This window comes from Gordonia sp. SGD-V-85 (assembly GCF_001456905.1).
Lineage (GTDB): Bacteria > Actinomycetota > Actinomycetes > Mycobacteriales > Mycobacteriaceae > Gordonia > Gordonia hongkongensis.
Genome location: NZ_LNQO01000020.1, coordinates 24,461 through 39,297 on the forward strand (window position 1 = coordinate 24,461; position 14,837 = coordinate 39,297).

At 67.1% G+C, this 14,837-nt stretch carries 16 protein-coding genes and 1 pseudogene; 5 read left to right on the forward strand and 12 right to left on the reverse strand.

Features of this window, described 5'->3' with window-relative positions:
* The 3 genes from AS181_RS19375 to AS181_RS19385 form a co-directional block, all read right to left on the reverse strand.
* The gene (locus tag AS181_RS19375) at positions 1-399 is read right to left on the reverse strand and encodes a chorismate mutase family protein (protein WP_058253164.1); all 399 of its coding nucleotides are present in this window, start codon (positions 397-399) and stop codon (positions 1-3) included.
* A 290-nt stretch (positions 400-689) separates the two neighbouring features.
* The gene (locus AS181_RS19380; protein WP_058253165.1) at positions 690-992 is read right to left on the reverse strand and encodes a hypothetical protein; all 303 of its coding nucleotides are present in this window, start codon (positions 990-992) and stop codon (positions 690-692) included.
* Complete coding sequence (locus AS181_RS19385) at positions 989-1,561, reverse strand: recombinase family protein (RefSeq protein ID WP_058253166.1); 573 nt, start codon at positions 1,559-1,561, stop codon at positions 989-991. The genes AS181_RS19380 and AS181_RS19385 overlap by 4 nt, the downstream gene beginning before the upstream one ends.
* Positions 1,562-1,831: 270 nt before the next feature.
* Between AS181_RS19385 and AS181_RS19390 the strand changes: the two genes are divergently transcribed.
* The gene (locus AS181_RS19390) at positions 1,832-2,746 is read left to right on the forward strand and encodes an alpha/beta fold hydrolase (RefSeq protein WP_058253167.1); all 915 of its coding nucleotides are present in this window, start codon (positions 1,832-1,834) and stop codon (positions 2,744-2,746) included.
* Between the two features lie 24 nt (positions 2,747-2,770).
* Here AS181_RS19390 and AS181_RS19395 read toward each other — a convergent pair whose 3' ends face one another.
* On the reverse strand, positions 2,771-3,394 hold the full coding sequence (locus tag AS181_RS19395; RefSeq protein WP_082652984.1) for a methylated-DNA--[protein]-cysteine S-methyltransferase: 624 nt from the start codon (positions 3,392-3,394) through the stop codon (positions 2,771-2,773).
* A 108-nt stretch (positions 3,395-3,502) separates the two neighbouring features.
* On the opposite strand from AS181_RS19395, the gene AS181_RS19400 reads away from it, so the two are divergent.
* Both AS181_RS19400 and AS181_RS19405 read left to right on the forward strand, forming a co-directional pair.
* Positions 3,503-3,928, forward strand: coding sequence for a nitroreductase family deazaflavin-dependent oxidoreductase (locus AS181_RS19400; RefSeq protein WP_058253168.1), 426 nt, complete (start codon positions 3,503-3,505; stop codon positions 3,926-3,928).
* A gap of 80 nt (positions 3,929-4,008) precedes the next feature.
* Complete coding sequence (locus tag AS181_RS19405) at positions 4,009-4,485, forward strand: hypothetical protein (RefSeq protein ID WP_058253169.1); 477 nt, start codon at positions 4,009-4,011, stop codon at positions 4,483-4,485.
* Between the two features lie 9 nt (positions 4,486-4,494).
* Here AS181_RS19405 and AS181_RS19410 read toward each other — a convergent pair whose 3' ends face one another.
* Together AS181_RS19410 and AS181_RS19415 are read right to left on the reverse strand one after the other, a co-directional pair.
* The gene (locus AS181_RS19410) at positions 4,495-5,547 is read right to left on the reverse strand and encodes a fused (3R)-hydroxyacyl-ACP dehydratase subunits HadA/HadB (RefSeq protein WP_058253221.1); all 1,053 of its coding nucleotides are present in this window, start codon (positions 5,545-5,547) and stop codon (positions 4,495-4,497) included.
* A gap of 63 nt (positions 5,548-5,610) precedes the next feature.
* Entirely contained in the window at positions 5,611-6,870 is a 1,260-nt protein-coding gene (locus AS181_RS19415) for an oxygenase MpaB family protein (RefSeq protein ID WP_058253170.1), read from the reverse strand.
* A gap of 139 nt (positions 6,871-7,009) precedes the next feature.
* On the opposite strand from AS181_RS19415, the gene AS181_RS19420 reads away from it, so the two are divergent.
* Positions 7,010-7,660: an MBL fold metallo-hydrolase gene (locus AS181_RS19420; protein WP_058253222.1), complete on the forward strand. Its 651-nt coding sequence runs from the start codon at positions 7,010-7,012 to the stop codon at positions 7,658-7,660.
* Here the strand turns inward: AS181_RS19420 and poxB are convergent.
* On the reverse strand, positions 7,657-9,393 hold the full coding sequence (gene poxB / locus AS181_RS19425) for a ubiquinone-dependent pyruvate dehydrogenase (RefSeq protein WP_058253171.1): 1,737 nt from the start codon (positions 9,391-9,393) through the stop codon (positions 7,657-7,659). The genes AS181_RS19420 and poxB overlap by 4 nt on opposite strands.
* Before the next feature lie 132 nt (positions 9,394-9,525).
* Between poxB and AS181_RS19430 the strand changes: the two are divergent.
* Positions 9,526-10,556 (forward strand): annotated as a pseudogene (locus AS181_RS19430) (LLM class flavin-dependent oxidoreductase).
* A 29-nt stretch (positions 10,557-10,585) separates the two neighbouring features.
* Here AS181_RS19430 and AS181_RS19435 read toward each other — a convergent pair.
* Genes AS181_RS19435 through AS181_RS19455 form a run of 5 tightly spaced genes read right to left on the reverse strand, consistent with a single transcriptional unit; the run spans position 10,586 to position 14,769 of the window.
* The gene (locus tag AS181_RS19435; RefSeq protein ID WP_058253223.1) at positions 10,586-11,215 is read right to left on the reverse strand and encodes a GyrI-like domain-containing protein; all 630 of its coding nucleotides are present in this window, start codon (positions 11,213-11,215) and stop codon (positions 10,586-10,588) included.
* Positions 11,216-11,225: 10 nt separating this feature from the next.
* On the reverse strand, positions 11,226-12,029 hold the full coding sequence (locus AS181_RS19440) for an ABC transporter permease (RefSeq protein ID WP_058253172.1): 804 nt from the start codon (positions 12,027-12,029) through the stop codon (positions 11,226-11,228).
* A complete protein-coding gene (locus tag AS181_RS19445) occupies positions 12,026-13,024 on the reverse strand; it encodes a daunorubicin/doxorubicin resistance ABC transporter ATP-binding protein DrrA (protein ID WP_058253173.1) in 999 nt (332 codons plus the stop codon). Before AS181_RS19445 ends, AS181_RS19440 begins: the two co-directional genes overlap by 4 nt.
* Before the next feature lie 31 nt (positions 13,025-13,055).
* A complete protein-coding gene (locus AS181_RS19450; RefSeq protein ID WP_058253174.1) occupies positions 13,056-13,541 on the reverse strand; it encodes a PPOX class F420-dependent oxidoreductase in 486 nt (161 codons plus the stop codon).
* Positions 13,542-13,569: 28 nt separating this feature from the next.
* Complete coding sequence (locus AS181_RS19455) at positions 13,570-14,769, reverse strand: serine hydrolase domain-containing protein (protein ID WP_175404358.1); 1,200 nt, start codon at positions 14,767-14,769, stop codon at positions 13,570-13,572.
* Between the last annotated feature and the right edge of the window lie 68 nt (positions 14,770-14,837).

Genomic DNA, 14,837 nt, shown 5'->3' on the forward strand with positions numbered 1-14,837 from the left:
TCAGTCCGCGCTCGCGACGGCGGACGGGTGTCGGGCGGGGTCACGATCGTGCCCCGCTCGCTGCGACGTCTCGGTCCCGACGATCAGATCCTCGACCCGACAGGTCTCCGAGATCATGAGGTCGTAGAGGGCATGCAGGAAATCGGTGGACAGGTCGTGATCGATGGCGAACCGGTGGGCGTGTTCGTGTACAGCGCCGACCCGGCGCGGCTGCATCACCGGGATGGCGTGCCGTCGTTTGAGTTCCGCGATGCGTGTACAGACCTCGATCCGGGCCCGCACGTCTTCGAGCAGACGGTCGTCGATCCCGTCCAATTCCGTTCGCAGGGCTTCCAGTTCGCGTGCGGTGGGGTCGTCTCCACCCGGCGCACGGCTGTTGATGTTCGTCGATCGGGTCATGGCGCGACCACCTAGCAGTGTCCGAAAGTGCGGCCCGCCGACTTGACCCGCCCGACATGCGGCGCCTGCCCCCGTCCGGCATTGCGCCTGGCCCGCGTTCGCGAACCGCATCCCCCGACTCGGTCCATGGTCGCACCGAGCATGCGTGTCGCGAGGGGCGTTGACGTCACCAGGTGATCACGATTCGCCAACGACCAGTACGTCAGTGCACGAGATCCGTTGCCGGGGCGGCGGTTCGATTGCGGCAAGTCCGACCTTCCGGGCGTCGTTTCCGAGACCCTTTGCGGCGCTTACTTTCCGGCGTGCCGGAGGTGTCCGTAGAGGGCGGCGCGATAGCCGCGTGTGTAGCTCGGTTCCTCGTCGTCGGGGTCCGGCGGACACGCGAGCGTCGACGACGCCAGTTGTCGCGCCCACGGCGCGGGAAGCGCACCGAGATCGGCCGCGGCATCGACGAAACCCTGCTGGAACAGGTCCGGATCGAGGTGATCGTCGAGGTCGGCGTCGAAGATCGGGAACGAGGTGGGCAGGCGCGTGACGACGCCGTACTCGGTGACGATGTCCAGTTCGGGGAGGTCGGAGTCGGGATTCTTCAACGGACCGAACGCCTCTCGGCCAGGGTGCGATACAGGGTCGCGCGGCTCACCCCGAGCTCTTGCGCGATCCTGGGTACGGAAACCCCCTGCGCGCGCATCTGTTCGGCGCGCACCACCTGATCGGCGTCGAGCGCCCGCGGCCGGCCGATCGCCGACGTGGACCCACGCAGGGTTCTCGGCGTGGAACGGCCCGATCGTCTCGGCGCGTCGTCGTCGAGTTCGGCCAGCGACGCCAGCACCGCGACGATCATCGCTCCGGCCGGGTCGGCGGTGTCGATTCCCTCGCGGAGCGAGCGCAGTCCGATGCGGCGCCCGGCCATCTGGTTCGCGACCTCCATGACTTCGCGAACGTTCCGGCCGAGGCGGTCGATGCCGACGACTACCGTGGTGTCGCCGGCTCGCGCGTAGTCGAGGAGGGCGGCCATCCCGGGCCGCTGACCCGCGGGCGCGGAGCGATCGGTCGCATCGGTGTAGATCCGCGCGGGGTCCACCCCGGCATCGGTGAGCGCGTCGATCTGGGGCGCGAGCGCGTGGGCACCGGGGGAGTCGCGTGCGTAACCGAGGGCCATCCCCGACGGCTGTGTTGCGTCTGCTGTCACCGCGACAGCGTATCTCAGAAGTATCGAGACAGACTCAAAAGACGCGCCCGTGTTTCGAGACATGTGACGCAGCGGGGATATCGGGTCTCGATAGTCGCAAAAAGAGTCTCGAAAGAGGAGAGATGACTCAGGTGCGGCCGCGTGCGGGGTTCACCCGTTCGCGCCGCTTCACCGCGATGTGCCGCGCGGGCGTCGCGCAGGCGCTACCGTCGCACCACGGTCGTCGGAGGAGGTACATCCATGGGGCTCGCTCACTCGGACAGTCACTCGACGGAACCGCGCCTCGTCGAGACGCCGACCGGGCCGGTCGAATATGTCGACGTCGGATCCGGGCCACCGCTGGTGTTCGTGCACGGGTCCCCGGGTGGCTGCGACCAGGGAGTCCTGATGACGCGCTTCCTGGCCGGGACGCATCGCGTCATCGCGGTCTCTCGACCGGGCTACCTGGGTACGCCCCTGGGCGGCGACAATAGAGATCCGGCCGCGCAGGCGGCACTGGTCAGGGCGGTGCTGGATTCGGTGGGGATCGATCGTTTCGGGCTGATGTGCTGGTCCGGTGGCGGTCCCGTCGCCTACTCGTTGGCGGCTTCCGTACCCGAGCGGGTGTCCGCGATCGTCGCGGTCGCCGCAGTCAGCACTCGCTTCGATCCGCGGAGCAGCCTGCGCGGACGACTCGAACTGTCCGAGGAGAAGCTTCTCTTCAGTCGTGTCGGACATTGGGTGGCCACGACGCTCGCGTCACATGCGCCGTCCACGGCCATCTCGACACTCCTGTCCGGTGAGGGAGACCTGTCGCGTGTACAGATCAGGGCGCTCACCGCGGAGATCATCGCCGATGACGACCAGCGCACGCTGGCAATCGATCTGTTCGACACCGTGTCGGGGTCGCGAAAAGCTGGTTTCGACAATGACTTCGACCAATTTCGCGAACTCGACCTACCGCTCGCGGAGGTGACCGCACCCGTGCTGGCGATACACTCCCGAACCGACGCCGACGTCCCGTTCGATCAGAGTGTCCATGCCGCGCAGACGCTGCCCGATGCTCGCCTCGAAGCCGTCGACGAGGGAACGCACCTGTCGTTGTGGCTCGGCTCGGACGCTCCGAGGCTGCAGTCGCTGGTCGTCGAACATCTGTCCGGGGCGTCGCGCACATGACGCTCGACGCTCGAGGATGCCGGATCACGAACTCACGTCGCGTGCGACATCGGTTCGCTGATGCGACTTCGATCGAGGTCGCGTAGACGGATTGATGTCGCATGCGACATCAATCTCAGGGTCGGCGTAGTCGGCTGGGCTCCTGATCAGAACTGTCGGCGGGAGAGCGCCCTCGAACTCGAGCAGCCAGCGTTTGGTCGCCAGACCCTGACCGTCCGCGCCGCCCGAGTAGCCGCCGAGTCCGTCGCCGGCGACGACGCGATGACACGGGATGATCAACGGCAGGGGATTGATCCCCATGATCGTGCCGACGCCGCGCGCAGAGACCCGCGTGCCGCTCATCGCCGCGAGTTCGCCGTAGGTGACCGTGTCGCCGTGGGCGACCGTCCGGTGCAGCGTCGACAGGACCGCCCGGGCGGCGTCCGACATCCGGTCGAGATCGACAGGCAGGTCGAACTCGGTCAGGTCACCGGCGAAATAGGCGCGGATCTGTCGAATCGCCTCTGCGAGAACGGGATCGATGGTCTCGCCATCGGTCGGTACGTCAGTGGTCACTCGCCAGGCCACGCGTACGACGGCCGATCCATTGCTGTCGACGGCCACGGTGCCGACCGGCGTCGGTACGAGAGCACGGCATGGTGTGGTCATCGGTGAGATCTCACGGTCGAGGTCAGGTCCGGCCACACAGTATCGGAGAGTCACGACACAGACGGCGCTGCGGGGAATACCCGGCCGAGCTGTGGTGTTCCGCCCACCATGAGTGCTAAAGCAGAGTTGAGTCCTGAAGGCTGGGTCCGCGAGCAGACCGAGAAGATCCTGGAGCAGGGCACGACCGACGGTGTGACCGTGATGGACCGTCCGATCGTCCTGTTCACCACGACCGGCGCGAAGTCGGGCAAGAAGCGCTACGTCCCGCTGATGCGCGTGGAGGAGAACGGCAAGTACCTTATGGTCGCCTCGAAGGGCGGCGCGCCCGAGCATCCGGCGTGGTACCACAACGTGAAGGCGAACCCCCAGGTCACCGCGCAGGACGGTACCGAGGTGAAGGAATTGACCGCGCGCGAGCTGAGTGACGGCGAGGAGCGCGATCACTGGTGGGAGCTGGCCGTCGCCGCCTTCCCGCCCTACGCCGAGTACCAGACGAAGACCGATCGGCAGATCCCGGTGTTCGTCCTCGAGTGAGCGTCGTGCTGCATCGATAAAGCCCCCGACCGCGGTCGGGGGCTTTACGCTGTCTGAGGCAACCTGCCGGAGGGAGGGTCATGGGTGACGTGATCGACTTCAAGCAGGTCTCCACCGCGGGACTCGAGAGTTCACCGGTTGCGGAGGCGCTGGCGGGACTCCGGACAAACGAGGCCCGGTACTACAAGACGAAGTACGGGCACGACTTCACCGTCGTCCCGGCGTCGGACGCGCCCGAAATCCTCGACCGGGTGACCGCGATCCTGGCCGACGAGCGCGACATCACCATCGCCTCACCCGCGCTCGAGGTCAGCGACTTCGAGGTGGGCCCGGACGACGGAAGGCTGCACATGTCGTACGTGTTCTACGAGTCCGGCCTCGCGGTGAACGTCATGTACAGCATCGATCCCGGTGGGAAGCGTGCCGTCGGGTTCAAGCTCTCGGACGGCATGGACGTCCCGGCCGAGTTGGAGTCGAAGTTCAAGTTCGCGCGTCAGAGATCGGAACTCGCCGGCGTGATCCGCGGGTCGTACTTCGTCATCAAAGGGGAGTACTGACCCCCGGGGTCACGAGAAGCGGATATTCAGTGTGGCGAGACCGAAGATCTTGCGGCCGCCCGACTTGGCCACCACGATCACGACGCCCGTCCGGGTCGCCGGATCGAGCGACTTGATCCGCCCGCTGTACTCGATCTCGCCGCCCTCGGCGCCGGACACGACAGCGGGCTGGGACAGGCGCACCGCGTAGCGGGTGACGGCACCCGGGTCGCCCGACCACGACGACACGAAAGCGGCCCCGAGCCCCATGGTCAGCATGCCGTGCGCGATGACATCAGGCAGGCCGGCCAGTTTTGCGCTCGTCTCGTCCCAATGGATGGGGTTCGCGTCGCCCGCGACACCGCCGTAGTTGACCAGATCGCCGCGCGACAACCTGATCGTGTGCAGAGGCAGTTCGTCGCCGACGTTCAGCTCGTCGAAGTTCCGTGCGCCCGATGTGCGCCCGCTGTCGTCAGCGGTGCGGACGTCAGCGTCGGGACGGACCGTCCGCACGTATCGTTCCGCCGCTTCGTCCTGGCTGAAGATGTTGACGTCGTGCATCATCACCTTGCGGACCGCACTGCTCAACTCGGGGTCGACCTCGTCAGCGGTGACCCCGACGACCGTCGTGTGCATGGTGTGCACACGCTCGCCTAAGGCATCGGTCATGGTGTTGGTCACGGTGATCAGGTCTTTGCCCGCGATCCGACGGACACTCGTCAGCTCCACGTCCGTCGTCAGCTCGTCGCCGGCGACGATCGGGCGGTGCTGCTCGAAGACCTGCTCGGTCTGGACGTAGGTGTCGTATCCGACGATGACCTTCTCGAACAGCTCCCGGTTCGCCGCCGTCGCCGGGATGGAGGTGAAGGTGAGCGGCGCGACGAGACCGGAATAGCCAAGGGCGGCTGCGGCTTCGGGCTCCCAGTGGGCGCCGTGGTAGTCCTGGACCGCGCGTGCGTACTCACGCACCTTCTCGCGGCCGACCTGATACGAGCCGTCGAGCACGTAGTAGTGGCCGACGCGGGATCCGATCCCGGAGGGATCGTCGGTGGTCGTGGCGGTGGTCGTCGGGGTGTGCGTCACCCCGAACACGCTAACGGTGTGCGCATTCGAGTCCAACTCCGGAGTAACTCTCCGACACCGCGGTCAGCGCCGGAGACCTTTCCCGTGGGCGTACTCGGCCGGGCGACCCGAGGTCTGCCAGTCGTGCCAGTTCTCCCCATGGCGGCACATCCACTTCTCGTGAAGTCGACGGAATCGAGGTGAGAGTCGACGGGTGGTTTCGACGACGATCACCACCGGTAGTCGGAGCACGATGACGAGCATCCCCGGAACCGGACTGGGCATCCGGTAGCGCAGCCGCGTCGTGGGCAGCATGTAGATGCTCGAGTACGCCGCGTACATCGCCGCGTTGTATGTGCCGCGCAACCGCTGCAAGCCGGTCGACCCGCGCTTCGCGAACGCGGCCGGGAACGACTCGATGAGCTCTGCGCCGTCGGCCCCGGCGTCGTAGGTGCGGGTGGACGTGACGAAGGCCAGCAATCGCAACGAGTCGGCGATCGTTTCCGGATACCACTGCGTGCGCACCCCGAGTAGGTGGCCGAGGTAGCGCTGATAGTGCAGCAGGACGCGGATCTCGCGGGGTGTCGTCTGTATTCCGGTCAGCCACAGCGCCATCGCGGGCACCACGCTGCCGCCCAGCAGGGTCAGTAGTTGGTAGGACTGACTGATCGGGTCGCCCCAGCGTCGGCGGTCCCATTCCGGGTGTTCGGCGACGGTGCGCCGGACCCACACGTGCATGATGCGTACCCGCATCGCCGTCGCACGACCCTGCGACCCCGGCGTCAGCAACGCGCCCGGGTGCGAGACGTCGATCCAGAAACGCGAGGTCTCCAGGAAACGTCGCAGAGCGTTGTCGCCCGCATAGCCCCCGGCCAGCGAGAGCGGTTTCGCGACCGCGGCCTCGGTGTACATCTCCAGGGTGATCCCCCCGGCGACGCTGAACAGGCCGGTACCCCACCGGCGCCAGATGGCCTCGCCCTCCGTGATCAGCTCGGGGTCGACCCAGTCTGGCACCGTCTCGAATTCCTCGAACAGGTCGACCAGTGCCGGCGGGGGATCGTCGATGCTGTCCAGGCCGTCGGTGAGTGCCTGATCGAGCAGGGCCCGGGCCGCCTCGCCGCCCAGCGTGCCGTAGACCTCGTCGACGAATCGTTCGGCCACGGGATCGGTGCGGAACATGTCCTCGGCGAAGGTGCGGAGGTTCTCCGGCTCCGGGAAGAGGTCTTTGCGGGTGAACTGCCGTACCAGCGCCCGCACGCCTCGCAGACGCTGGTTGGTCATCGCGGACTCGTAGGCGACCGCCGCCGGAAAGGCAGGAGTATCGGGTGGCAGCGAGGTGGACACAGGACTCCAGACGTGAGACGGATTCCTAGATGTGTATCACCCGCGGTGCTCTGCTGACCAGTCGGCAACGGCTTCTTGACTTCAAGTGAACTCGAAGTTGCACCGTGGTGGGACATCCAACCAACTCGTGGAGGTATCGATGCGCCGCGTATTCGCCGACCTGTGGGAGACCAGCTCCGACAACCCGTTCCCGGGACTGACCACGCATGCCTACCTGTGGAGGTCGACTCGAAATGTCCTCTTCTACTCGGTTGCGTCGGACTCCGAGTTCGATGAGCTCTACCGCCTGGGTGGGATCGACGAGCAATATCTGTCGCATCAGGATGAGGCCGGGCCGCTGCTGGCTGCGATCCACGGACGATTCGGGACGACACTGCACGCTCCTTTCGCCGAAGCGGACCGGATCGGCCGCTACGCGCGGATCGGGGTGGGGCTCGCGGACCGGCACACGGACGGCAACGGGGTCGAGGTGATCCCGACACCCGGCCATTCCCCGGGTAGCACGAGCTACCTGGTGCACGGCGCCGACGGCGACCGCTACCTGTTCACCGGGGACACCCTCTATCGCAGCGAGTCGGGGCGGTGGACCGCCGGGTATCTCCCGGGCATCAGTGACCCCGTCCAGCTCGCGGGGAGCCTCGAACTGCTGGCCACTCTTGCCCCGGACGTCGTCATATCGAGCGCGTATGCGGGGGAGTCAGCCGTTCACCGTGTCGACACGTCCACCTGGACAGCCGGTGTCACCGAAGCGATTCTCGGCCTGCAGGTGGCTGCGGACCGAAACGCCTAGTCGAACAGCCGCCGGAAGAGATTGGTCTCGGCGAGGTCGACCAGTTCGTCGCCGCGTCCGGACAGTACGGTGCGGAGCGCGTACAGCGTGAAGCCCTTGGCCTGGGCGGCGGTGATCGTCGGCGGGATGGACAGCTCCTGCCGAGCGGTGACGACATCGAGTAGCGCCGGACCATCGTGGGCGAGGAGCTCGTCGACCGCACCGGCCAGGTCGTCCGGCCGCTCGACGCGCCGACCGTGGATACCGAGCGACTCCGCCAGCGCGGCGAAGTCCGGATTCTCCAGATCGGTTCCGTAGTTGACGAATCCGGCCGCCTTCATCTCGACCTCGACGAAGTTCAGCGATGAGTTGTCGAAGACGACGATCTTCACCGGCAGGTTGTTCTGGGTGATGGTCAGCAGCTCGCCGAGCAGCATCGCGAGCCCGCCGTCGCCGGCGAGCGCAACGATCTGGCGGTCCGGGAAGGCGGTCTGTGCGCCGATCGCCTGGGACACGGCATTGGCCATCGAGCCGTGGGTGAACGAGCCGATCAGGCGACGGGCCCCGTTCATCTCGAGGTAGCGCGCCGCCCACACCACCGGTGAGCCGACGTCGGGGATGAACACCGCGTCGCGGTCGGCTTTCTCGCTGATCAGGCGAGTCAGGTACTGCGGGTGGATCGGTGCCCGGTTGCGGTCGTTGTCGGCGAGGTCGTCGAGGCGGCGCCGTGCCGTGGCGTAGTGGGCCAACGAGGTCGACAGGTGTTCGGAGTCGCGGCCGGTGGAGATTTTCGGCAGGAGCGCGCGGGCGGTGTCGCCGACATCGCCGACGAGTGGCAGGTCGACGGGGCAGCGTCGACCGATCTGCTCGCCACGGATGTCGACCTGGATGATGGTCGCCTTCGACGGATAGAACTGTTCATAGGGGAAGTCGGTGCCCAGCATGAGCAGTGTGTCGCACTTCTCGATCGCCCGGTATCCGGACGAGAAGCCGAGCAGCCCGGTCATTCCCACGTCGTAGGGGTTGTCGTACTCGATGAATTCCTTGCCCCGCAACGCGTGCACGACGGGGGCCTGCAGGGCACGGGCGAGCTCGACGACCTCGTCGTGAGACCCCTGCACCCCCGCCCCGGCGAGAATCGTCACGCGCTCGGAGGCGTTGAGAGTGTCTGCGGCGCGGTCGATCTCGGCATCGGTGGGCCGGGTGACGCGGGGGATACGGCGGATGGGGGCGCCGGCGCGTCGTTTCGGGCACGGCGCCAGGAAGGTCTCACCCGGGATGACGAGGACCGCGACGTCCTGTTTCTCGACCGCTGTGCGCAGGGCGATGTCGAGCAGGCGCGGCATCTGGTCGGGCGTGCCGACCATCTCGCAGAAGGCGCTGCATTCCCGGAACAGCTGCTCGGGGTGGGTCTCCTGGAAGTAGCCGGTGCCGATCTCCGTCGCCGGGATGTGCGCGGCGATCGCGAGGACCGGGACACGACTGCGGTGTGCGTCGAACAGTCCGTTGATCAGGTGCAGGTTGCCGGGCCCGCAACTTCCCACGCACACCGCGAGTTCACCGGTGAGCGCGGCTTCGGCGGACGCGGCGAACGCCGCCGACTCCTCGTGTCGCACATGTCGCCACGAGATGGTGTCGTTTCTCCGCAGGGCATCGGTGAAACCGTTGAGTGAATCACCGGGCAACCCGTGGACGTGCCGGACTCCGGCGCGCTCGAGTTCCTCGACGATCCTCTCCGCGACAGTGGGCGGCATGGCGATCCGTTCGGTCGGCGGCGGTGTGCCCCGACTATAGACGCGGCGCGCGCCGGCGTGGCCACCGAACAATTCGACCCACCCTGATTCGCCGACATGTCTCCGCTGCCAGACGGTGTGAAAATCGATTGCATGCCACGACGCGGTGAACCCCTCCAGAAGCTCGGATTTCTGACGATCGGACGCTTCGACGGTGACGACCCGCGCCCGGCCACCTCGAGACGCTGCGGATGATCGAGCTGGCCGAACAACTCGGCTTCGACAGCGTGTGGGTGCGCAACCGGCATCTGCAGTACGGCATCTCCTCGCCGGTGGCCCTGCTGGCGGCCGCGGCGGTGCGCACCAGTCGCATCGAGCTCGGTACCGCGGTGATCCCGCTCGGTCTGGAGAATCCGCTGCGGCTGGCCGAAGACCTGGCGACGGTCGACATCCTCAGCGGGGGACGGCTCAACCCGGGGGTCTCCGTCGGTGTGCCGATGCGCTACGACGACTTCAAGACCGCGCTGTATCCCGAAACCCATGCGCTCGAGAACTTCTCGAAGGACCGGGTGGTGAGGCTCCTGGACAACCTGCGGGGCGAACCCGTCAGCGACTTCGAGGGCACCGTCGGGATAGAGACGTTCTCCCGACGGGTGCAACCGCATTCGCCGGGTCTCGCCAATCGGGTCTGGTACGGAGGTGGATTGAGCTCGGCGATCTGGGCGGGCCGGCAAGGCATCAACTATCTGACGTCCTCGGTGGTGACCACCGAGGGCACGGAGTCGCGCGACTTCGCGACCATCCAGGCCGAACACATCGACGCCTACCGTGCCCATCACGTTAACCCCGACCGTGCGCGCGTGTCCCAAGGGCTCGTGGTGATCCCCACGGATTCCGCGACCGCGGACCAGATCCGCAAGTACCGGGCGTATGCCGACAGTCGGTTCGAGCGCACGCTCACCCCGCAGGGCCCGCGGGGCCTCCTGTTCTCGCCGGACCTCGTCGGACCGTCCGATGAACTCGCCGAGAGACTGTATGAGCACGCGGAATTCCAACGCGCCACCGAGGTGGCCTTCGCGTTGCCGTTCTCCTTCGACGAGCCGGACTACCTGCAGATCGTGGGTGATCTCGCCGGGCAGCTCGGACCGGCACTCGGATGGACGCCGGCCGGCGGGACTTCGTAACGAGATACCCTGCGATGAACCATCTTTCGCTACGGGATGATGGAGGACTCGACCGGTTGACGCAGCAGGGTCCGAAGTTTCTCCGGAGCTACTCGGCGGAAGTCGCTGAAGTAGATCTCATGGTGACGGCCCGACATGCGTAAGCCGTTGTCGGGTATGAACCGATCGTGCATCTCGGCCAGCACCGGCCCCTCGTCGTCGAAGGGCCCGTGGTGCAGCGTCTGAACGCACGATCCCTCGTCCAACGACTCCGTGCGTAGATCGGCGAGACGCGGCGGCGGCTTCGTCGCGCCGGCCTCGAGAACAGCGGCGTCGAGCAGATCCTCGCCGATCCAGTCGGGAACCATCAGCATGAGCGTCCACCTCCAGCGGCCCTTGTCCCGGGCGCCGGTGAAGGTGCTCATGTCGTCGGCCCACCAGAGCCCCTCGAGTGGCGGGACGACGTAGTCACGGCCGAGTTCACGACTGCTTGCGAACTTCAGCTTGTACGCAACCGGATACAGCGTCTCGATCGACGCCGCGAACTGTGGTGTCGAGTTGGGGTCGCCCGATCCGTCGATCATCAGGTAGCGCATGGCCGGAACGTCGAGAATGCGGAACTGGCCGCGCCGCGCCTTGTACGAGTCCAGCGTCTTCTTGAAGTCCACCTTCTCGGGCACGCCCTCGACACTATCCGGGAATGCGTCGCCGCTCATAGGTTCGCAGCGCGAGAAAGAATGCGGCCCCGCCGATGGCGAGACTCCAGGCGAGCGAGGCGACAACACTCGCGGTGTGGACCGGAGCGTCGGTGAGGGTTCCGCGCAGGACCTCGATGACGGGGGTGAAGGGCTGGTACTCGGCGAACTGCCGCAACCCGGTGGGTAGGGATTCGGCCGGGACAAACCCCGTACTGAGGAACGGCAGGATCGTGAGGAACATCGCTGTGTTGCTGGCGGTCTCGACGCTCTTGGCCGCCAGCCCGAGGTAGACCGAGAGCCAGATCAGCGCGACGGAGAACACGGAAGTCACGCCGAACGCGCCCAGCCAGTCGAGCGGACCGGCCGACGGCCGGAATCCGATACCGACCGCGACGGCGAGGACCACGACGATGCTGAACAGCGCCTGCAGGAGGCTGGCGAGTACGTGACCGGTGAGGACAGCGGAGCGAGCGATGTCCATGGTGCGGAAGCGGTTGATGATCCCCGAGGTCATGTCCATGGCAACGACGATGGCGGTGCCCTGAACCGCCGACGCGACAGTGACCAGCACGATCCCGGGCACCACATAGTCGAGGTAGGCGGCCCGCCCGCTGTCGTCGGACTGCGTGGTCATCCCGGCGCCGAGCTGGCCCCCGAACACGAAGACGAACAGCAGCAGGAAGACCACCGGGATGCCGACCAGCATCACGGCGAGCACCGGGAACTTGATGAGCCGCCGAACGTTGCGGCGGACCATGACCCGCGAATCCGACACCGTGTGTGCCAGGGTCGTCATGAGGCGGCTCCGGACGGATCCGGGTCGGTGGCACCGGGTTCGCCGGTGTCGGCATCGGCGGCCGCGGAAGCGGGATTGCCGGTGAGCGCGAAGAACACATCGTCGAGGGTCGGGGCGTGGACACCGACGTCGGTGACCGTGATGCCGGCGGCCTCCAGCTGGTTCAAGGTGGTCCGGACAGTGGTGACGGTGTCGTCGGTCGCGATGTCGAGGCGTCGTGCTTCGGGAACCGGACGCGCATCCGGCAGAAGCGATGCCGCCTTGTCGAAGGAGTCGCGGTCGGCGAAGGTCAGGCGCACCTCGGAGTCGTGCACCCGGCTCTTCAATTCGGCGGCGGTGCCCTCGGCCACGATGTGGCCGTGGTCCAGGACGGCGATGCGGTCGGCGAGCTGGTCGGCCTCCTCGAGGTACTGCGTGGTGAGGAAGATCGTGACGCCTTCGGCGGCGAGCCGGGAGATGGTCTCCCACAGCATCCGTCGACTCCTGGGGTCGAGACCCGTGGTCGGTTCGTCGAGGAAGATCACTCGCGGAATGGACACCAGAGTCATGGCGAGATCGAGGCGCCGACGCATGCCGCCGGAGTAGGTCGACACCGCGCGGTCGGCGGCCGCGATCAGATCGAACTGCTCGATCAACTCCTGGGCGCGGGCCTGTCCGTTGCGTCGGCCCAGCCGTCGTAGGTCGGCCATGAGCACCAGATTGTCGCGCCCGCTGAACAATTCGTCGACCGCGACCGACTGGCCGGTGACACCGATCATCGCGCGCACCGCACGCGTCTGCGCGACCGTGTCGTATCCGCCGATCGTCACCGTCCCCGAGTCGGCGGGGAACAGGGTCGACGCGATGCCGACGGTCGTGGTCTTGCCGGAACCGTTCGGCCCCAGCAGGGCGGTCACGCTGCCGGCGGGTATCTCGAGATCGATGCCGTCGAGAACGCGATGTCCGCCATAGCTTTTCGTCAACCCGCGGATCTCGATGTCGGCGCCGGTGGTCAACCGATCGGGTCCGTCCGGCGGGCCGGTGCGCTCATCGGTCCTGCGCGTCGAGCCGGGCCGCGACCTCGGCGGGGAATCCGCCGGTGGCCACCGGACCCCACCTCGTCGGCGTGATGCGGATCAGCGACTTGCCCTGTGTTCGCATCGCTGCTCGGTACTCGTCCCAATCGGGGTGCTCACCGGAGATGCTGCGGAAGTAGTCGACGAGCGCGTCCTCGGCCTCGGGCATGTCGAGGACCTCGGCATCACCGTGGACCTGGACCCAGGCGCCGTTGAAGTCGTCGGAGAGCACCACGACACTGGCCACCGGCGTGTGCCGGAGGTTCGCCGCCTTCGCCCGGCCGGGATAGGTCGAGATGACGATGCGGCCCTGCTCGTCGACCCCACCGGTGACCGGCGACATCTGCGGGCTGCCGTTGGAGCGGACGGTGCTGAGGATCATGTGGTGGCGCGGCCGGATGAACTCCAGCAGTTCGGCACGGTCGACACCATCGGCTTTCGCGACTGTTCTGGCCATGCGCCGACCTTACGCTGGGACCGGGGTCTCAGGGCAGCGCGGCGATGAGGCCGGCCTGGACGGCGCTGACCGGGGTCGTCGACTTGCCGTCGACCGTCATCGCGTCGTCGGTGTTGATCACGATGATGATCGTCGTGTCCGATTCGTAGTTGTGGAACAACGAGGTGTTGTATCCGGGGAAATCCCCGTCGTGACCCCACCATCCGTCGCGGTTGCCGATACCGATGCCGTATCCGGAGGTGGCGGTGTTCGGTGGCGGCGAGGTGAGAATCGAGTCCCGGCGCAGTTGTTGGGTCGCCGGATTCAGGACGCCCTGCCCGGTGAACAAGGCCTCACCCCAGGTCTGCAGGTCGTCTACGGTCGAGATGACGGCACCGGCGGTGGACGCGAAGGACGGATTCCAGCGCGTCGAGTCGACCGTCTGCCCGTCGGGCTGGCCCTGGTCGGTGAGGCCGTCGAGGTGTGGGTCGGGGATCTCGACCGACCCGCCGGGCCACGAGGACTCGTCCATGCCCAGGGGCGTGAAGATCCGGTCGGCGAAGACCTCGCCGATGGGTTTCGCGAGCACCTTCTCGGTGACCAGGCCCAGCAGGACGTAATTAGTGTTGGAGTACTCCCAGCCCTGCCCGGGCGGAAAGCTGGGTGGCAGCGCCTTCGCGGTGTCCACCAGTTCGGTGGGCGTCCAGACGGATTCGGGGTCGGCGAAGAACTTCCGGTCGAAGGACTCGGACGCGGTGTACGACGGGATGCCGCTGGTCATGTCGGCGACCTGGCGCAACGTCGCGCTGCCGTTCGGGGCGTCCGGGACGAACCTGTCGATGCGGTCGTCGAGCGAGACGCGGCCCTCCTGGACGAGCTGCAGCAGCAGGGTGGCCGTCATCGTCTTGGTGAGCGAGCCGATGCGGGTGTGATCCGCCGCCTGGATGGGATCGTCCCCGCCGGCCGCCCGGACCCCGGACGTCCCCGTCCAGGTTCCGGCCGGTGAGATGACCCGGGCGATGACGCCGGGGAGATTCCCGGCGGCCCGGGTGTCGTCGATCGCCTTCTGGAACGCCGCCGCGGTGTCGGCCGGCACCGAGGTCGTCTGACCCGAGCCGGGCGCTGCACTCGACGATCCCGCACCGGATGCCGTCTCCGAGGGTGAGCATGCGACGAGGCCGAGTACGGCCGCTGCACCGATCGTCACCATGCGGAGGAGGGCCGTGGCGCGCACGGGGTTTCGGCTCATGTGGTCACTCTAACGGCAGGTCGGCGCACCGAGGCGACTTGGCGCAAATGGGACAACGTCCGGGGCGG